At 71.2% G+C, this 17,505-nt stretch carries 17 protein-coding genes and 2 pseudogenes; 4 read left to right on the top strand and 15 right to left on the bottom strand.

The annotated features are described in order from the left end of the window. Positions 1-42: 42 nt before the first annotated feature. The 7 genes from OHA73_RS36435 to tdh all read right to left on the bottom strand — a co-directional run bounded on the left by OHA73_RS36435 (position 43) and on the right by tdh (position 6,152). Positions 43-402 (bottom strand): MmcQ/YjbR family DNA-binding protein, encoded by a 360-nt coding sequence (locus OHA73_RS36435; RefSeq protein WP_327657270.1) that lies wholly within the window; start codon positions 400-402, stop codon positions 43-45. Between the two features lie 66 nt (positions 403-468). Then, positions 469-1,425 (bottom strand): alpha/beta fold hydrolase, encoded by a 957-nt coding sequence (locus tag OHA73_RS36430; protein WP_267068396.1) that lies wholly within the window; start codon positions 1,423-1,425, stop codon positions 469-471. 114 nt (positions 1,426-1,539) lie between these two features. Next, positions 1,540-2,118, bottom strand: coding sequence for a GNAT family N-acetyltransferase (locus OHA73_RS36425; RefSeq protein WP_327657269.1), 579 nt, complete (start codon positions 2,116-2,118; stop codon positions 1,540-1,542). After that, entirely contained in the window at positions 2,115-2,720 is a 606-nt protein-coding gene (locus OHA73_RS36420) for a helix-turn-helix domain-containing protein (protein ID WP_327657268.1), read from the bottom strand. The genes OHA73_RS36425 and OHA73_RS36420 overlap by 4 nt, the downstream gene beginning before the upstream one ends. Positions 2,721-2,801: 81 nt before the next feature. Then, complete coding sequence (locus OHA73_RS36415) at positions 2,802-3,704, bottom strand: LysR family transcriptional regulator (RefSeq protein ID WP_327657267.1); 903 nt, start codon at positions 3,702-3,704, stop codon at positions 2,802-2,804. Between the two features lie 46 nt (positions 3,705-3,750). Then, on the bottom strand, positions 3,751-4,941 hold the full coding sequence (locus tag OHA73_RS36410) for a glycine C-acetyltransferase (RefSeq protein ID WP_267072716.1): 1,191 nt from the start codon (positions 4,939-4,941) through the stop codon (positions 3,751-3,753). A gap of 182 nt (positions 4,942-5,123) precedes the next feature. Next, positions 5,124-6,152, bottom strand: coding sequence for an L-threonine 3-dehydrogenase (gene tdh, locus OHA73_RS36405; protein ID WP_327657266.1), 1,029 nt, complete (start codon positions 6,150-6,152; stop codon positions 5,124-5,126). 312 nt (positions 6,153-6,464) lie between these two features. On the opposite strand from tdh, the gene OHA73_RS36400 reads away from it, so the two are divergent. Both OHA73_RS36400 and OHA73_RS36395 read left to right on the top strand, forming a co-directional pair. Continuing rightward, positions 6,465-7,085: a hypothetical protein gene (locus tag OHA73_RS36400; protein ID WP_327657265.1), complete on the top strand. Its 621-nt coding sequence runs from the start codon at positions 6,465-6,467 to the stop codon at positions 7,083-7,085. 184 nt (positions 7,086-7,269) lie between these two features. Further along, complete coding sequence (locus tag OHA73_RS36395; RefSeq protein ID WP_327657264.1) at positions 7,270-8,706, top strand: amino acid permease; 1,437 nt, start codon at positions 7,270-7,272, stop codon at positions 8,704-8,706. 20 nt (positions 8,707-8,726) lie between these two features. Here OHA73_RS36395 and OHA73_RS36390 read toward each other — a convergent pair whose 3' ends face one another. The 6 genes and pseudogenes from OHA73_RS36390 to OHA73_RS36365 all read right to left on the bottom strand — a co-directional run. Beyond that, positions 8,727-9,323, bottom strand: coding sequence for a GAF domain-containing protein (locus OHA73_RS36390; protein WP_266722435.1), 597 nt, complete (start codon positions 9,321-9,323; stop codon positions 8,727-8,729). Then, a complete protein-coding gene (locus OHA73_RS36385) occupies positions 9,320-9,919 on the bottom strand; it encodes a GTP-binding protein (protein WP_266722434.1) in 600 nt (199 codons plus the stop codon). The genes OHA73_RS36390 and OHA73_RS36385 overlap by 4 nt, the downstream gene beginning before the upstream one ends. Beyond that, a complete protein-coding gene (locus tag OHA73_RS36380) occupies positions 9,897-10,268 on the bottom strand; it encodes a DUF742 domain-containing protein (protein ID WP_266722432.1) in 372 nt (123 codons plus the stop codon). The genes OHA73_RS36385 and OHA73_RS36380 overlap by 23 nt, the downstream gene beginning before the upstream one ends. Before the next feature lie 2 nt (positions 10,269-10,270). Continuing rightward, positions 10,271-10,705 carry a roadblock/LC7 domain-containing protein gene (locus OHA73_RS36375; protein WP_266722430.1) on the bottom strand — a complete coding sequence of 145 codons (435 nt, stop codon included), beginning with the start codon at positions 10,703-10,705 and terminating at the stop codon, positions 10,271-10,273. Between the two features lie 165 nt (positions 10,706-10,870). Further along, the gene (locus OHA73_RS36370) at positions 10,871-13,045 is read right to left on the bottom strand and encodes an ATP-binding protein (RefSeq protein WP_327657263.1); all 2,175 of its coding nucleotides are present in this window, start codon (positions 13,043-13,045) and stop codon (positions 10,871-10,873) included. A gap of 257 nt (positions 13,046-13,302) precedes the next feature. Beyond that, a pseudogene (locus OHA73_RS36365) lies at positions 13,303-13,533 on the bottom strand (cupin domain-containing protein); the annotation flags it as partial. A 253-nt stretch (positions 13,534-13,786) separates the two neighbouring features. Between OHA73_RS36365 and OHA73_RS36360 the strand changes: the two are divergent. Continuing rightward, a protein-coding gene (locus OHA73_RS36360) for an IS5 family transposase (RefSeq protein ID WP_443063169.1) occupies positions 13,787-14,733 on the top strand; the annotation gives its coding sequence in 2 pieces (ribosomal slippage) (positions 13,787-14,186 and positions 14,186-14,733; 948 coding nt in all). On the opposite strand, the pseudogene OHA73_RS36355 reads toward OHA73_RS36360, so the two are convergent. Continuing rightward, positions 14,733-15,092 (bottom strand): annotated as a pseudogene (locus tag OHA73_RS36355) (helix-turn-helix domain-containing protein); the annotation flags it as partial. The gene OHA73_RS36360 and the pseudogene OHA73_RS36355 overlap by 1 nt on opposite strands. A 119-nt stretch (positions 15,093-15,211) precedes the next feature. On the opposite strand from OHA73_RS36355, the gene OHA73_RS36350 reads away from it, so the two are divergent. Continuing rightward, positions 15,212-15,961 carry a class I SAM-dependent methyltransferase gene (locus OHA73_RS36350; RefSeq protein ID WP_327657262.1) on the top strand — a complete coding sequence of 250 codons (750 nt, stop codon included), beginning with the start codon at positions 15,212-15,214 and terminating at the stop codon, positions 15,959-15,961. Positions 15,962-16,048: 87 nt separating this feature from the next. Here OHA73_RS36350 and OHA73_RS36345 read toward each other — a convergent pair whose 3' ends face one another. Continuing rightward, positions 16,049-17,236: an MBL fold metallo-hydrolase gene (locus OHA73_RS36345; protein WP_266715881.1), complete on the bottom strand. Its 1,188-nt coding sequence runs from the start codon at positions 17,234-17,236 to the stop codon at positions 16,049-16,051. Positions 17,237-17,505: the final 269 nt, after the last annotated feature.

The raw sequence follows: 17,505 nt of genomic DNA, 5'->3' as shown, positions 1-17,505 counted from the left end.
GAGCGGATCATGCCATGCGGATGGCCGGCGCCTCACGTGGTTTTATCCCGCGCGCGGAAGGCCCAACTCCGGGTGTGCGTCCAGGAGTCGGGGCGGGGCCGCCTGGCGCCAGGAGTCGGCGAGGATGTCGCGCAGCTCGGCCGTGTCCTCCAGGACCGCGAGGCGGACCCGGACCCATGCGAAGGACGCCTCGTGGTCCGCGATCCAGAACTTGTCCGGCTCGGCCAGGACGAGCTCGTCGCGCTCCTCCTTCGGGCAGCGCACCGCTATCGATGTCTCGTCCTCGGGCACAGTGGCGAACATCTTCCCAGCGACCCGGAACGTGGGCATGCTCCAGGCGACCTTCTCGGTCGTGTCCGGCAGGGACAGGGCTACGGTGCGTACATCCTCGGCGTCCAGCATGCAACGAACCGTAGCCAACGCCACTGACAATCGCCCGAAACAGCCGGTTCCGTGCGCGACAGCCCGTTACGGCACCCGCTTGTCCAGCCACGCCACCAGGTCCTCCTGCACCTCGTCCCGGTTCGTCTCGTTGAGGATCTCGTGGCGGGCGCCCTCGTAGCCCTTCCAGGTGAGGTCGGTGACGCCCACGTAGCGGAAGTCCTCCAGGAGTTCGTGGACCAGCGTCATGCGCTGGTTGCACGGGTCCTCCGTGCCGACCGCGACATGGATCGGCAGGTCGGCCGGGATGCGGGCGAGGTTCGCGGGGTCGTTGATGCGGCGCACCGCGCGGACCCAGTCCAGGGACAGGCCCGCCGAGAAGTCGAAGCCGCAGCGTTCGTCAGCGACGTACTTGTCGACCTCCGCCTCGTCCCGCGAGAGCCATTCGAAGCCGGTGCGGTGCTCGTACGGGTCGTTGAAGGAGGAGAAGAGGTTGCCCACATAGGGCGAGATGGCGGCTCGGCCGCCCGCCGCGACCTCGGCCTCCAGGGCCGCGATGTCGCCCTCGTTGTCCGCGCCCGGAAGCGAACGGAAGGTGCCGGAGAGGATCAGGGCCACCAGGTCGTCCGCGTACCGCTGCGCGTAGTCGCGCGCGAGCAGCGAGCCGAGGCTGTGGCCCAGCAGTACGAACGGGACGTTCGGGTAGAGGGCCCGCGCCTGGTCGCCGATCGCCTTGAGGTCCTCGACGATCGACACCCACGCGTCAACGGCCTCGGGATCGGCGTCGTCGGTGACTCCGTAGCCGCCCGTGGACTGGGCGGTGGCGCCGTGGCCGCGGTGGTCTGAGGCGATGACCCCGTAGCCGTGGGAGGTCAGGTGGCGGGCGAAGCGGTCGTAGCGCTGGCCGTGTTCGGCCGCGCCGTGGGCGATCTGCACGAAGGCGCGGGGCCTGCCGCCCTCGGGCAGCCAGGTGTACGTGGCCACGGCGGCGCCGTCGCCGGTGCTGAGCGCGCTCGTCGTGTACGTCGGGTCTGTGGCGGTCATCTGGCGGCTTCCTCTCGGACAGTCCGTACGGCCCTGTGGACGGGGCGGGGCGATGCGGGTGCAAGTGCGGACGGGGGTGTGTGCTGGCCTGCACCTCCCCCGCACCGTAGGCCCTCATTCCTGGCAATCACCGACCGGCACGAGCGGCACGAGCGGTTCGAGGCGCTTGCAGAACAGGGTGGTGGGCCGCAGTACCCCCGCCGGGTCGGCCGCGTAGTCCGGGATGACGCCGACCTCGTCCCAGCCGGCCTTGCGGTAGAAGTTCTCGGCCGGGCTGCCGGTCTCCGTGTCGAGGACCAGGAGTGTCACGCCCGCCTCCGCCGCGGCGCGCTCCGCGGTCGCCAGCAGGGTGCGGCCGAGGCCGGTTCCGCGGGTGCTGCCGTGCACCATCAGCTTGACCACTTCGGCGCGGTGGCGGCCGTTGGGCTTCTCGGTGAAGGCGAGCGAGATCGTTCCGACGCAGCGGTCCGGGGCCGCTCCCTCCGTGTCGGTCGCCACCCAGACGGCCGTACTCCCGCGCTGCACGGACGGCCCTACGTAGTCGCGCCACCAGGTCGCCGCTTCGTAGGGCGTGAGTCCGTGGAGGAAGCCGAGTGAGCTGCCTCCATGTACGACGTCGGCAAGGAGGTCCCCCAACTCATCTACGTAGGAAGGGAATTCCGAAGGTGCGAGGCGGGTGCAGGTGAGTGTCATGGGAGCACCACCACCAGTGCGTAGCGCACGGGTTCGGGGCCCGGGCAGTGGAAGTGGGTCGGGCCCCAGAGGCGGAAGCGCAGGCAGTCGCCCGCCTCCAGGTGGTGTGTCGTGCCCTGGACGGTCAGGTCGAGGAGGCCGTCGAGCACCCAGATGTGCTGTTCGAGGCCGGGGACGGGCGGACGGTCGTAGGCGATGTCGGCGTACGGCTCGAGGGTGCCCTCCACCACCTCGCCGCGCAGTCCGGCCTGTGGCGGGGAGACGGAGCGGCGCGCGAAGCCGGTCGAGCCGTCGCGCCAGACGGGCTGGTCCGCGGCGCGCACGACCTGGGCGGGGGCCGACTCGACCTCACTCAGGAGCTGCGACATGGTCCGCCCGTAGACCGCGCAGAGGCGGTTGAGGAGGGCGGCGGTCGGGCTGATCTCGGCACGCTCGGCCCGCGACAGGGTGGACCGGCTCACGCCGCTGCGGTCCGCCAACTCGCCCAGGGACCAGCCGTGTTCGGCCCGCAGCTCGGCGAGCCGGGCGCCGAGTCGGGCGTCCACGGGGTCCGGCGTCGGGTCGCCGGCGCCGCTCGGGGGCGCGCCACTATCGCATCTCATATTCGGCACGGTATCCCAGATATGAAACAGCGGTGTTACGCGAGCGGACTCCCCCAGCTCCCCCAACTCGACCTCCCCGCCTCAGCCCTCCGCCGCCTCCCCCAGCGCCTCAAGCACCGGCCTGATCAGCGGATGCGTCTCCGCCCCGTGCCGTACCGCCGCGAAGACCTTTCGGGCCGGCGCCGCACCGTCGATCGGCCGGACCACCACCTGGGTCAGGTCCACGCCGTGCAGGGCCGAGCGCGGGACCAGCGCCACGCCCGCGCCCGCGGAGGCGAGGGCGACGACGGCGCGGAAGTCGTCCGAGGAGTGCTCGAACTGCGGGGAGAAACCGGCGTGTTCGCAGGCGAGGACCACCACGTCGTGGCAGGGGTTGCCGGGGTACGGGCCGATCCACGTGTCCTTGGCGAGGTCGGCGACCGGCACCCACTCCGCGGCCGCGAGGCGGTGCGTGACCGGCAGGACCGCGTCGAACGGCTCCGCGTACAGCGGCACGCGCGTGATCCGGTCGTCGTCGGCGCCCGGCGCGCCCCGGTAGTCGACGGCGACCGCCACATCGATCTGCCGGTCGAGCAGCATCGGCAGGCTGGCGTCGCCCTCGGCGTCCTGGACGCGGACGCGGATGCCGGGCGCGGTCTTCGCCAGAAGGGCGAGCGCGGGACCCACGACGAGGCCGATGCCCGTCGCGAAGGAGGCGAGCGTCACCGTGCCCGCCTCGCCGTTGCTGTACGCGGCCAGCTCGGCCTCGGCCTTCTCCAGCTGGGCGAGGACCGCGTTGGCGTGGGTGAGGAGGATCTCGCCCACCGACGTCAGCCGGACCCCGCGCGCGCCGCGCTCGACCAGCTTGTGGCCCGTCTCCTGCTCAAGGGCCGTGAGCTGCTGCGAGACCGCCGAGGGCGTCAGGTACAGCGCGGCGGCCGCAGCCGTGACGGTGCGGTGGTCGGCCACCGCACGGAGGATGTGCAGCCGCCGCGCTTCGATCATGCGGTGATTCTCCCAAACAGGACTGACACGCCCCGCACGGGCGGCGTCAGCCCAGCTCGGCGCGCGCCGCCACGAACGCGTCCACCGCCCGGTTCACGTCCTCCGTGGAGTGCGCCGCCGAAAGCTGGACGCGGATGCGCGCCTGGCCCTGCGGCACCACCGGGTACGAGAAGCCGATCACGTAGACGCCGCGCTCCAGGAGGAGCTCGGCCATGCGCCCCGCGACGGAGGCGTCGCCGATCATCACCGGGGCGATCGCGTGGTCGCCGGGGAGGATGTCGAAGCCCTCCTCGGCCATCCGCGTACGGAACAGCTTGGTGTTCGCCGCGAGGCGCTCGCGCAGGTCACCGGCCGATTCGAGGAGGTCGAGGACCTTCAGGGAGGCGGCCGCGATGACCGGGGCGAGGCTGTTGGAGAACAGGTACGGGCGCGAGCGCTGGCGCAGCAAGGCGACGATCTCCGCGCGCGCCGCGACGTAGCCGCCGGACGCCCCGCCCAGGGCCTTGCCGAGAGTGCCGGTGATGATGTCGACGCGGTCCATGACGCCGTGCAGCTCGGGGGTGCCGCGGCCGCCGGGGCCGACGAAGCCGACCGCGTGCGAGTCGTCGACCATGACCATGGCGTCGTAGCGCTCGGCGAGGTCGCAGATGTCGGCGAGCGGCGCCACGTAGCCGTCCATGGAGAAGACGCCGTCCGTGACGATCAGCTTCCTGCGGGACCCGGACGCCGCCTTCAACTGGGCTTCCAGGTCGGCCATGTCGCGGTTGGCGTAGCGGAAGCGCTTCGCCTTGGACAGGCGGATGCCGTCGATGATCGACGCGTGGTTGAGGGCGTCGGAGATGACCGCGTCCTCCGGGCCGAGCACGGTCTCGAAGACGCCGCCGTTGGCGTCGAAGCAGGAGGAGTACAGGATCGTGTCCTCCTGGCCGAGGAAGGCCGAGAGGCGGGCCTCCAGCTCCTTGTGGACCTCCTGCGTGCCGCAGATGAAGCGAACGGACGCCATGCCGTAGCCCCAGCGGTCGAGGGCCTCGTGGCCCGCCGCGATCACGTCGGGGTGGTCGGCGAGGCCCAGGTAGTTGTTCGCGCAGAAGTTGAGCACCTCGCCGGGGCGGCCGCCCGCCGTGACGTCGACGGTGGCGGACTGCGGGGTGCCGATGACCCGCTCGGGCTTGTGCAGTCCCGCGGCGGCGATCTCGTCGAGGGTGGCCTGGATGTCGGCGCGTACGTTGTCGAACATGGGGTCTTCCTTACGGATGCGGGTGGCGGTGGCGACGTTGCACGGTGCGGCGACGGCGAGCGAGCCGAAGGGGCGCGCCGGTGTCGAGACGCCGGGCGCGCGGAGGCCCGACGAAGGAGGGTCGAGCACGGCCGGCGTCTCGACACCGGCTTTGCCGCCCCGGAGGCGAGCGAGCCCGGAAATCAGGCAGCCCAGTCCAGGATGACCTTGCCGCCCTTGCCGCTCGCCGCGTCCTCGAACGCCGCGTCGAAGTCGGTGTACGCGTAGCGGCCCGTGATCACCGGGGACAGGTCGAGGCCGCCCTCCAGGAGCACCGACATCGCGTACCAGGTCTCGAACATCTCGCGGCCGTAGATGCCCTTGATGGTGATCATCGAGGTGACGATCCGCGCCCAGTCGACGGCGAACTCCTCGGACGGCAGGCCGAGCATGGCGATCCTGCCGCCGTGGGTCATGTTCGCGAGCATGTCGCGCATGGCGACGGGGTTGCCGGACATCTCCAGGCCCACGTCGAAGCCCTCGCGCAGGCCGAGTTGGCGCTGTCCTTCGGCGATGGTCGAGGACGCCACGTTCAGGGCGAGGCTCACGCCCACCTTCCGCGCAAGGGCCAGACGCTCCTCGCTGACGTCGGTCACGACGACGTTGCGGGCACCGGCGTGCTTGGCGACGGCCGCCGCCATCAGGCCGATGGGTCCCGCTCCCGTGATCAGTACGTCCTCGCCGACGAGCGGGAAGGACAGCGCGGTGTGCACGGCGTTGCCGAACGGGTCGAAGATCGCGGCGACATCGAGGTCCACGGGGACGCGGTGCACCCACACGTTCGACGCGGGCAGCGCCACGTACTCGGCGAACGCGCCGTCGCGGCCGACGCCGAGGCCGACCGTCGCCCGGCACAAGTGGCGGCGCCCGGCAAGGCAGTTGCGGCACTTTCCGCACACCAGGTGGCCCTCGCCGCTGACCGTGTCGCCCACGGCGATGTCGCTCACGTCGCGACCGGTCCCGACGACCTCGCCGACGAACTCGTGGCCCACGACCAGCGGCGCGCTGATGGTCGACTGCGCCCAGCCGTCCCAGCTGCGGATGTGCAGATCGGTGCCGCAGATTCCGGTGCGCAGGACCTTGATCAGTACGTCCCCGGGGCCGACGCCGGGCTCGGGGACGTCCGTCAGCCACAGACCCGGTTCGGCCTTCTCCTTGACCAGTGCCTTCAAGGGTTCGACTCCTGTCGTCGCGCACGCGGGCAGGGCGAACCGGCCCCCGTGCGAGGGAGAGTGGGTGGTGGGGTGTGCTGCGGCAGTCATCCGGATACGTCCCGTATGCGGTCCGCCGACACCGCAGACTCTTCCGTACGCGGCGCGTTCGGTCCATCGAGGTTTTCTTAAGCGGCGCCCCAGGTTTCCTACAGGCCTGCCTGCCGCCCCGCAGGAGGCGGCCAACGCCCTGCCCTCGCACACGCTTTCGCTATGCTCTGCAGCTTCACGGCGCCCACACATCCACCATCCACGGACATCCACGGAGTTTCGATGACCGCACCGCCGCCCCAGAACCCCGACCCGTACGGACAACAGGGCCCGTACGGACAACAGGGCCAGCAGCCCCCGTACGGACAGCAGGGCCAGCAGCAAGGCCAGTACGGGCAGTTCGGCCCGCCAGGACAGCCGCAGGCTCACGGTCAGCCACAGGCCTACGGCCAGGCGCCCGGCTACGGGCAAGGCCCGGGGTACGCACAGGCACCCGGATACGGGCACGGATACGGCTACGGGCCGGGCCTCGGAATGCCGCCGATACCGGAGATGCCGTCCAGCGTGCGCGTCGCGCGCGTGTTCGCCTTCGTCCTTGTGGGGCTGAGCATCATCGGTTCGATCGCCATGGGTGCGCTGCTGGGCGCGGAGGCCGCCGGGCAGGTGCTGGGCAGCAGCGTGCTGGTCCTGGTGATCGGCGGCTTCGCCCTGAGCTTCCGGTCGGCGGGCAACGGCGTGCGCGTCACAGTGGTCGTTCTGGCGAGCATGCAGATCCTGCTGTTCCTCGCCGCCATGGGCAGGAGTCAAAGCGTGAGCGGCCTCCTGCCGCTCGCGGGGACCATCACCCTGATCGTGCTGCTGTCGCAGGCGTCGGCGCGCCAGTGGTTCAAGCGGCCGCGCTGAAGAACCCCCTGTTCAAAGGCCTGTTGAGGGCATTTCAGAGGGCACACCGAAGACGTACTGAAGGCCGGTTGATCCGCTCAACGAACGGAGTGTCCGAATAACGGACGCTCGACGCATCGCATCCCACTTGGTCGCATACTGTCGCCGCACTTCAACCCGTCTCAGATAGCGAACAGGCACGACCATGACACGGACCTCCGTCACGGACCGGCCAGGAGCCGGATCCGACGTCGGCGCCACGCCGGGCGACGTCGGGGACGCCTCCACCGGCACAGAACTCGGCCACGGCCTCAAGCAGCGGCACCTTTCGATGATCGCCCTCGGCGGTGTCATCGGCGCGGGCCTCTTCGTAGGGTCGGGTGCCGGGATCGCCGCCGCGGGGCCCGCGGTCGTACTGCTCTTCGCAGGCGCCGGGTTCGTGGTCATGCTGCTGATGCGGATGCTCGGCGAGATGTCCGCCGCACGGCCGGCCACCGGCTCGTTCTCCGTGCACGCCGAACGCGAACTCGGCGCCTGGGCGGGGGCGACCTCCGGCTGGATGTACTGGGTCATGCTGACCTGCGGTGTGGCCGCGGAGGCGACGGCGGCCGGGCAGATCATGCACGGCTGGGTGCCGTTCCTGCCCGCCTACGGGTGGGTCGCCGTCTTCATGGTGTTCTTCTGCCTGAGCAACCTGGCCGCCGTGCGCAACTTCGGCGAGTTCGAGTTCTTCTTCTCGGCCCTGAAGGTCACCGCGATCTGCGCGTTCCTGGTCCTCGGCATCCTGGGCATCTTCGGCGTCTTCGGTGACGCCCCCGGCGCCTCGAACCTCACCGGCCGGGGCGGCTTCTTCCCCACCGGCAGCTCCGGCCTGATCGCCGGACTGCTCACCGCCGTCTTCGCGTACGGCGGCCTGGAGACGGTGTCCATCGCCGCCGCCGAGTCCGACAAGCCGCGCGAGAACGTGGCACGCGCCGTGCGCACCGCCGTGTGGCGCATCGCGCTCTTCTACGTAGGGTCCATGGCGCTCGTCGTCGCCCTGGTGCCGTGGAACGACCCGAACGTCGCCACCGACGGCCCGTACGTCACGGTCCTCAACGAGTTCGGTATCCCGGCCGCCGGCACCATCATGCAGGTCGTCATCCTCGTCGCCCTGCTGTCGGCGATGAACGCCAACATCTACGGCTCGTCCCGCATGGCCTACTCGCTCGTCTCGCGCGGCCTCGGCCCGCGCTTCCTGGGCCGGGTGCACCGCCGCGTGCCGGTGGCCGCGGTGCTCGCGTCCTGCCTGTTCGGCTTCTTCGCGGTGTTCGCCGGCGTCTGGTGGCCCGACACCGTGTTCACCTGGCTGATGAACACGACCGGTGTCGCCATCCTCGTCGGCTGGGTCTTCATCTGCCTCGCGCAGCTGAAGATGCGCCGCCGCCTGGAGCGCGAGTCGCCCGAGCTGCTCACCGTGAAGATGTGGGGCTTCCCGTATCTGACGTGGCTCGCCCTGGCGGCGATCGCGGGCGTCTTCGTGGTCATGGCCAGCACCGCCGACGGCCGCAACCAGCTGTTCGTCTCGGCGATCCTGGTGGTCGCGCTGGCCGCGGGCGGTTACGTCAAGCAGCGCCGGGACGCCCGTGCGGTGCGGGCCTGACCTGATCCGAACGACAGAACCTAACCGAGCAGGTCGCCCCGCCCCCGCACCAGTTGCATCAGTTCACCCGCCATCGACTTGATGGTCGCGAGCCCCGCCTGTCCCCACGGGCGGGGCTCGGTCGCGACCGCGCACACGGTGCCGAGCGCGAGCCCCGTGCGCTCGTCGATCAAAGGCGCGCCCAAGTAGGAGCGGATGCCGATTTCGTCGACTACAGGGTTGCCCGCGAAGCGCGGATAGTCGCACACGTCTTCAAGGACGAGTGCTTTGCGCCGCACGACTACATGTGGGCAGTAACCGTGATCGCGCGCCATGTAGCGCGCCACTTCACCTTCCGTAGACGTCGATTTGGCAGCCGCGGCGGCCACCGCGCCGAGTTCGCCGCCGCGGTGGTCCCCGTCGGGGGTGTGCAGCCCGGCGAAGAACTGCCGGTTCTCGTCAATGAAGTTGACCATGGCGTACGGCGCGCCCGTCACCTCGGCGAGCCGGTCCGCGAAGCGGTCGAACACCGGCTCGGCGCGCTGCCCCAGGTCGAGCCTTCGCAACCGGCGGGCCCGCTCGACGCCCTCCTGATCCTGCGGGGTCAGCAGCAGCCTCCTGGTCGCGTCGTACGTCACGTGTGGGCTCCGAACCCCGTGGCGGTCGCGGGTGCGTGCGCCAGCAGGTGTCGTACGAGGGTGAGCAGCGTCTGGATGCCGGAGCTCGAGATGCGCGCGTCGCAGCGCACGACGGGCACCGCCGGGTCCAGGTCGATGGCGGCGCGGACCTCCTCGGCCTCGTAGCGGTAGCCGCCGTCGAACTCGTTGACCGCCACGATGAAGCCCATGCCGCGCTCCTCGAAGAAGTCGACGGCGGCGAAGCAGTCCTCCAGGCGGCGTGTGTCCGCGAGGATGACCGCTCCGAGGGCGCCCTCGGACAGCTCGTCCCACATGAACCAGAAGCGCTCCTGGCCCGGCGTGCCGAACAGATAGAGGACATGCTCGGGGTCCAGGGTGATCCGCCCGAAGTCCATCGCGACGGTCGTCTCGACCTTGTTCTCGATGCCGTCGAGGTTGTCGGTATCCGCGCTGACCGTGGTGAGCAGTTCTTCCGTGCTGAGCGGAGCGATCTCGCTGACGGCCCCTACGAAGGTCGTCTTGCCGACCCCGAACCCGCCCGCGACCAAGATCTTCAGTGCGGTGGGGAAAGGGTCAGAGCTGGCGTCGTAGTCCATCGAGCACTGCCTCCAGTAGGGACCGGTCAGTGGGGTTGTCGTGGAACGTGGGGGGCTTGGTGGTGATGGCTTGGCAGTCGACGAGGTCGGAGAGGAGCACCTTGGTCACGCCTGCGGGGAGCTTCAGATGACCGGCGATCTCCGCGACCGATGTGGGCTGCGCACACAGGTCGAGCGCCTGGCTGTGTTCCGGACCCAGATAGCCGAGGGGGGTCGCCCCTGTGGCCATCACATGGGTGAGCAGATCCATCGACGTACTCGGCCGAGTACGTCCGTTGCTGATCGCGTACGGACGCACGAGCCGGCCCGCGGCGCCGTCCAGCCATGGCCCGTCCTGCGGGGCCGCCACCGTCAATTCCTCATCGCCGTGGGCTCGGCGGAGGGCTGCCGGGGTGCGGTCACCAGGTAGGGGCGCACGCTCTTGACGAGCATGGCCATCTCATAGCCGAGCACGGCCGCGTCCGCGTCGCGCCCGGCGAGGACCGCGAGGCAGGTGCCGGAGCCCGCGGTCGACACGAACAGCAGCGCCGAGTCGAGCTCCACCACCACCTGCCGTACGTCGCCTCCGTCGGCGAACCGGATGCCCGCGCTGCGGCCGAGCGAGTAGAGGCCCGAAGCGAGGGCCGCCATATGGTCGGCGCTGTCGGCGTCGAGCCCGTGCACGGACTTGACGAGCCCGTCGGAGGACAGCAGCACGGCGCTGTTGGTGTGGGGAACGCGCTGGACGAGGCCGCTCATCAGCCAGTCGAGATCGGACACATGACCCGTCGGCACATCGCTCGCCATGGGGGATCGACTCCTTGGTGGACTGCTGGGTGTGGTGCAAAAAGGTGGGGGATCGGCTGGGGCGGGTGCGGGTGCGGTACGGGCTTTCGGGTGGGCACGCGTGCGTGGTGGCGTGCGCGTACGTGTACGAGGGCGGGGGCGGGCGCATGTGCGGCGTCACGGTCGTCATGCAGGGGCGCCGCCTCGGTCGTCGGGGCCCGGCTCCCACCGCTGAGCGTCCGGCCCCTCGTCGCCGGGGGCGCGTGGTTCGGCCGACTCGGCGAGCGTGATGCCGCGCTGGAAGGCGGCCATGAGGCCGGGGTCGTGCACGGACGGGGTCGCGTCCTCGTGGCGCGGTGCGGGGCCGCCGCGCAGTTGCGGGGCGATGTGCTCCTGGGCCCTGCGGCGCGGCAGTTGGGGCCGGCCCATGGCGCCTCGCACGGCTCCTTCAGGACGGGCGACCGGGGGCTCGGCGTGGGCCGCGGCCTCGCGGGTCTCGGGGCGGATGCCGGGGACGGCGTCGGCGGGGGTGGGGCGGGAGTCGCCGGCGATGCGCTGTGGGAGGGGAGCGGCGTGGGTTCCGGGGCGGGAGGGGGCGGGTGGTGTTGCGGGTGGTGTGCCGTTGGGAGGCGTTCCTGTGGGCGTGCCGGTGCCGGTGCCGATGCCGGTGCCGTTGAGGGGTGCGCCCCTGGTCGGCAGGCCCGTTGGGGTGCCGGCGGGAGGCGTGCCCGTGGCGGGGGTGTCGGTGGGCGGGGCGGAGGGAGGCGCGCCAATCGGCGTTCCCGCAGGGGGCGTTCCTGTGGGCGTGCCCGTAGGGGGCGTTCCCGTCGGCGCGCCCGCAGGAGGAGTTCCCGTCGGCGCGCCCGCAAGGGGCGTTCCCGTCGGCGCGCCTGCAGGGGACGTTCCCGTGGGCGGCTGTCGCGGGACCACGGAGACGGCTCCGTGGAGCGGTGCGGGTGAAGGGGGCGCCGGGGCGGGCGCGTTGGCGGGTGCGGGCCGGGTGCCGTTGGTGTCCGGGGCGGACTGCGGCGGCGGCCCCGCCCGGTGGCCGTTCGCCGACGGCGTCGGCTCGGCGCCGAGGACGCTGTTCGCGGTCGCCGCCGCGGCGGCCTTGCGCACGTGCGGGATGCGCACGCCCGCGCCGTCCGTGTCGCCGTCGCCGCCGAGCAGGTCCTGGGGCAGCACGAGGACCGCCTGGACTCCCCCGTAGATATTGGTCTGGAGCCGCACCGTGATGCCGTGCCGCCGCGCGAGCTGCGAGACCACGAACAGGCCGATGCGGCCGTCCGCGAGGAGGCTGGCCACGTTGACCTGGTCGGGGTCGGTGAGCAGCGTGTTCATCTTGTTCTGCTCGGTGACCGGCATGCCGAGGCCGCGGTCCTCCACCTCGATGGCGAGTCCGGACGTCACCTGGTTGGCGCGGAGCAGGACCTGGGTGTGCGGGGCGGAGAACACCGTGGCGTTCTCGACGAGTTCGGCCAGCAGGTGGATGCAGTCGGCGACGGCGTGCCCGCGCAGCGTGCCGTCGATCGGCGGCACGAGTTTGACCCGCGAGTACTGCTCGACCTCGGCGATCGCGGAGCGCATCACCTCGGTCATGGACACGGGGTGGCTCCACTGGCGGCGCGAGACGGCGCCGCCGAGCACGGCGAGGTTCTCGGCGTGCCGACGGGTGCGCGTGGCCATGTGGTCGACGTGGAAGAGGCCCTTGAGCAGGTCGGGGTCCTCGACCTGGTTCTCCAGCTCGTCGAGCAGGCTGATCTCCCGGTGCACGAGCGACTGCAGGCGCCTGGCGAGGTTCACGAACACCTCGACCTTCTGCCGGCTGCCCGCCTGGCTGGACAGCTGGGTGGCCTGGACGACGGCGGTCACCGCGATGTCGTGGCCGCGCGCGAGGTCGACGCCGAGCCGGTCGAAGTCGTCGCCTCCGGGCGCGCCGACGGCGGGTGCGCGGCGCGGCGGCGGGGCCTCGCCCTTGCGCAACTGCTCGACCAGAGCGCGCAGTTCGGACTGCCGGTGCGCGGTGCCCTGACGCAGTGCGAGCACCCGGTCGCGTACGACGGCCGCGGTGCGCCGCGCGGCGATGGCGGCGATCACGATGCCCGCGACCGTCACCAGGCAGGCCCCGCCGAGCACCGCCCACAGCGTCGCGCTGGGCCGCACCCCCGTGTGCTGGAGGACGAACAACACGGCCGCGCTCGCGCCGAGGGCCACCGCGAGCGGCGGAAGGATGGCGATGCGCAGGAGTTGGGAACGTATGTGGGTCTCGGTCGGCTGTGGCGCGGCCCGCCCGGCCGGCCTGCCGTGCCGACCGCCTTCGCGGCGGTCTGCGCGGGCGGCCGGCTGGCGGAGCTGGGACATACGGCGACCTCGTCCTCGGTTCTGTGAGTTCAGGGGGTGGCTCGGCAGCTGGAGAGACAGCAGGCAGTGCGACCGGGCGTCGCACGGCGAGCACACACGGTAGTCGCCAACGGCATATACGCGCGGGGCAGTTGACAAACTCCGACGGCCGAGGTCCCGCTCTGGTATGAGCGTTCGTACCTGCGACCGAATACCTGAGCGCGCTGCGCCCGCACACCCGTTCGCCGGCGCCATTTGATGGGCCGTTTCGGTCGGACCTAACTCTCGTCCGGCCGGAAGCGGGCCTTGATGTGCATGCGCTCGCCCTGGGGGCCCAGGATGCTGAGGAATTCCACGGCGCGTTCGTCGGCGTTGCCGAACCAGTGCGGGAGGTGGGTGTCGAACTCGGCGGCCTCGCCCTCCGTGAGGACGACGTCCTGGTCACCGAGCAGGAGACGCAGCCGGCCCTTGAGGACGTACAGCCAGTGATAGCCCTCGTGCGAACGCGGCTAGGGTCCTTCTGACGGATCAGGCTGGATGCGGGCGGCCGCATATCATCCGGCTCCGCGAGCGGGGTCTGGTGCGTGCAGCTGCAAGGCGGAGGAGGGCGACAACGCGGAGCGTTGGCAACCGACGACAACGCCGCAGATGCGCGTGCCAGACCCCGCGACTCCAGCAAGATCCGTCAGAAGGGCCCTAGGTCGTTTCTGATGGCTCTTGCTGGGTGGGTGGATCAGTGCGGGTGCTGGGCATGCGGGTCGTATGGTGCGACGCCATGAACTGACGGACGCGCAGTGGCAGAAGATCGAGTCGCTGTTGCCGGGAAACGGTGCCCCGGGTGGGCAGTGGGCGGATCACCGCCGAGTCATCAACGGCGTACTGTTCCGGGCCCGTACCGGGGTGCCGTGGCCGGATCTGCCCGAGCGGTACGGGCCGTGGCAGACCGTCTATGAGCGCCATCGCCGCTGGTCGGCCGACGGAACCTGGCAGCGGATCCTGACAGAGCTGCAGATCGAGGCCGCCGCGAGCGACCCGGACGGTGCCCTGGCCCGCACGGCGGCGAAGGAGGCCGAGTGGGCGGTGAACATCGACTCCACGTCCTGCCGGGCTCATCAGCATGCGGCCGGGGCCCGGCACCGGCCGCCGGGTGACTTCCCGCAAAAGGGGGCGGGGCGCGTGTGGAGGCCGATGGACGCGAGGCACTGGGACGTTCCCGGGGCGGACTGACCAGCAAGGTCCATTTCCTGGCCGATGACCGGGCCCGCCCGCTGGTCTGGCAGACCTCGCCCGGCCAGCGGGGCGACAACCCCATGCTCGTCCCGGTACTGGAGTGCCTGCGGATCGCCCGGCGCGGGCCGGGGCGGCCCCGCACCCGCCCGGACCGGCTCCGCGGAGACAAGGCCTACTCCAGCCGCGACACCCGCGCCTACCTGCGCGGACGGCACATCAAGGTGACCATCGCCCAACCCGAGGACCAACGCAGCAACCGTCTGCGGCGGGGCCGGGCCGGCGGCCGGCCTCCGGCCTTCGACACAGGCCAGTACCGCCGCCGCAGTGCCGCCGAACGGTGCGTCAGCAAGTGGAAGCAGTTCCGTGCGGTCGCCAGCCGTTACGACAAGCGCGACTACATCTTCAACGGCACCCTGGCCGTCGCAGCAGTCGTCATCTGGCTCCGCGACACCGTCCAAGAGCCATCAGAAACGCCCTAGGGCTCCCGGCCGTCGGTGAGGCCCGCGGGCAGGATCTGCTTGAACGCCTGAAGGCCGCCGGGCTTGCGGGTCAGCGGCACGATCGTCACGCCATTACGCGTGATCGGCTGCGGGTGCACGCGCGGGTCGAGGTCGGCCGGGGCGCCGACCAGTTCGTCGATCGACACCTGGTGGGCCCTGGCCAGCGGCAGCAGCAGTTCGAGCCCCGGCTTGCGGTGCCCGGATTCGAGGCGGGACAGGGTGCTGATCGGGATTCCGGTGGCCTCCGACAGGGCTGTCAGGGTGGCGCCGCGGCGCTTGCGCAGCTCACGCAGCCTCGGGCCGACCCCGGCCAGCACCCCGTCGACGTCGTCGCTCATCCGTCCACCGTGCCCGCGTTTTGCGTTTTCCGCAAAGAAGTTTGCCCGTACGCACGCGTGGCGCGACCTTGGCGTCGACGGGGTCACCGTCGAACGGACGAGAGACAGGACCGGACGCCATGGACAACGACATCGCCCAGTACGACACACCTCAGTCGAACACCGCCCAGGCCGACACCCCTCAGCCGGACATCCCCCAGTCGGACACCGCCCAGTTCGACACCGCTCAATCGGACACCCTCCAGTCGGACACCGCTCAGGAGTGGGACGAGCGGTACCGCAGCCGCGGCCAGCTCTTCAGCGGCAACCCGAACGGTGTGCTCGTGGACGAGGCCGCCGATCTGCCGCCCGGCCAGGCGCTCGACGTCGGCTGCGGCGAGGGCGGCGACGCGCTCTGGCTGGCCCGGCGCGGCTGGCAGGTCACGGCGGTCGACGTCTCCGAGGTCGCCCTGCGCCGCGCGGCCGCGGCCGGCGCCGACGTGGCGGGCCGGGTCTCCTGGGCGCAGGCCGATCTGGCCGTCACGCCGCCGCCCGCGGGCGCCTTCGACCTGGTGACCCTCCAGTACTTCCCGCTGTTGCGCAGCGCGGGGCTGCCGGCGCTGCGCGGGCTCGTCGACGCCGTCGCACCCGGCGGAACGCTGCTCTTCACCACGCACGCCCTGGCGGACCTGACGGAGCACACTGAGGCGACCGCCGAATTCGACCCCGCCGACTACTACTGGGCCGACGACATCGCCGTACTCCTCGACGCCGAGGGCGACCGCACCTGGAAGATCCAGGTCAACGAGACCCGCCCGCGCACCGCCCCGGCCCCGCCCGGCACACACCACCACCGGGACACGGTCCTGCGGGCCCGGCGCACGGCGTAAGCCGCAACGGCGCGCGGAATCGCAACCCGCAGCCGACTCACCCGGCGCCCGACCGACCCCAGCCGCCCACCGCCTACTACCTACCGCCTACCCGGCGACCACGATCTCCGTGTCGTCCGCCCCCGCCACGGGCCCGGCCACCGGCCACCCGCCCTGCGGCACCGCCGCGACCGGACGCCACCACTGCTCCGTGGGCAGCGCCTCGGCGCCCGGCTCGAAGGGCTCGCCGGGGCGCGGCAGCACGATACGGGCGGCGGACCGGCGAGCCGCGGTGACGGTCCCCTCACCGGGCTCGGTCCAGGCGTGCGGCGCGAGGTTGAACGTCCCCCAGTGGATCGGCAGCATCGGCCCGGCCGCGGGCCCGCCCTGCAGGTCGAGGTGGGCGCGCATGCCCTCCTCCGGGGTCATGTGGATGTCGGGCCAGTACTCCGAGTACGCGCCGATCTGGATCATCGTCACGTCGAACGGTCCGTGCTCGGCACCGATGTCCTTGAAGCCCGCGAAATAACCGGTGTCGCCACTGTGGAAGACGCTGTGCTCGGACCCGGCGACCACCCAGGACGCCCACAGGGTGTGCTGCGTGTTGCGCAGGCCGCGGCCGCAGAAGTGGCGGGCGGGGGTGGCGGTCAGCGTCACCCCGGCGACCTTCGTCGACTCGTGCCAGTCCAGCTCGCGCAGCCGGTCCGCGGGCACGCCCCAGTGCTCCAGGTGCGCGCCGACGCCGAGCGGCACCGCGAACACGGTGTCCGTGTGGGCGAGCGCCTTGATGGTGGACATGTCCAGGTGGTCGTAGTGATCGTGGGAGATCACCACCACGTCGACCGGCCCCAGCGCGGCGAGCGGCAGCGGCGCCGGGTGCAGCCGCTTGGGCCCCGCGAAGGCGAACGGTGAACAGCGCTCGCCCCACACCGGGTCGAACAGCACCCGCACCCCATCTATCTCGGCGAGGACGCTGGAGTGGCCCATCCATGTGATCCGCAGCCCGCTCACCGGCGGCTTCGCCAGGTCGGCGACGGTGGTGGCGTGCACCGGCACGGTGCCCGTGGGGGCCCGGCGGGCGCGCTCCTCCTTACGGAAGTAATTCTTCGCGAACTCGAGCATCGAGCCGTCGGGCCGGATGCGCGCGCCCTCCGGGTTCTGGAAGGACCCGTCCGCGAAGTTCGGGGACCGGCGGATCCGGTCCAGCCGCGCCCCTGTGGGTTCGGCGCCAAAGGCATCGGGCTGGAGCGAGCGCAGCCCGGAAGTCAGAGAACGTGACGTCAGCGAACGTGACACGGCGCCTCCCATTGATCGATCAGGTTTCCCATTATGTGCGGCACCACTGACAACGCGCTGAGCGCCTCCTGTGTGCCCGCCCCCGGGACATGTGACCGACGCCCCTCGCCCACCGTCCCCACCTGCCCTCCCACAAACTGATCCTTCATTCAGTACCAGTTCGATTGACAGCACTCTCGTAGACTCCAGATACTGACCGACGATTCAGTAAATCTGTTCAGTGAAGCCGTTCAGTAAAGCCGCTCAGTAAGCCACATGGACCGTCTGGA

It is taken from the genome of Streptomyces sp. NBC_00483, assembly GCF_036013745.1.
Taxonomy (GTDB): domain Bacteria; phylum Actinomycetota; class Actinomycetes; order Streptomycetales; family Streptomycetaceae; genus Streptomyces.
Note: the sequence above shows the minus strand (reverse complement) of the source record. Positions and strands in the feature narration are given on the sequence as shown.

Bases quoted from the DNA above. Each gene is read 5' to 3' on its own strand.
- OHA73_RS36435 (WP_327657270.1), bottom strand. From the start codon at position 402: ATGCTGGACGCCGAGGATGTACGCACCGTAGCCCTGTCCCTGCCGGAC.
- OHA73_RS36430 (WP_267068396.1), bottom strand. From the start codon at position 1,425: ATGACCGCCACAGACCCGACGTACACGACGAGCGCGCTCAGCACCGGC.
- OHA73_RS36425 (WP_327657269.1), bottom strand. From the start codon at position 2,118: ATGACACTCACCTGCACCCGCCTCGCACCTTCGGAATTCCCTTCCTAC.
- OHA73_RS36420 (WP_327657268.1), bottom strand. From the start codon at position 2,720: ATGAGATGCGATAGTGGCGCGCCCCCGAGCGGCGCCGGCGACCCGACG.
- OHA73_RS36415 (WP_327657267.1), bottom strand. From the start codon at position 3,704: ATGATCGAAGCGCGGCGGCTGCACATCCTCCGTGCGGTGGCCGACCAC.
- OHA73_RS36410 (WP_267072716.1), bottom strand. From the start codon at position 4,941: ATGTTCGACAACGTACGCGCCGACATCCAGGCCACCCTCGACGAGATC.
- OHA73_RS36400 (WP_327657265.1), top strand. From the start codon at position 6,465: ATGACCGCACCGCCGCCCCAGAACCCCGACCCGTACGGACAACAGGGC.
- OHA73_RS36395 (WP_327657264.1), top strand. From the start codon at position 7,270: ATGACACGGACCTCCGTCACGGACCGGCCAGGAGCCGGATCCGACGTC.
- OHA73_RS36385 (WP_266722434.1), bottom strand. From the start codon at position 9,919: ATGGACTACGACGCCAGCTCTGACCCTTTCCCCACCGCACTGAAGATC.
- OHA73_RS36375 (WP_266722430.1), bottom strand. From the start codon at position 10,705: ATGGCGAGCGATGTGCCGACGGGTCATGTGTCCGATCTCGACTGGCTG.
- OHA73_RS36370 (WP_327657263.1), bottom strand. From the start codon at position 13,045: ATGTCCCAGCTCCGCCAGCCGGCCGCCCGCGCAGACCGCCGCGAAGGC.
- OHA73_RS36350 (WP_327657262.1), top strand. From the start codon at position 15,212: ATGGACAACGACATCGCCCAGTACGACACACCTCAGTCGAACACCGCC.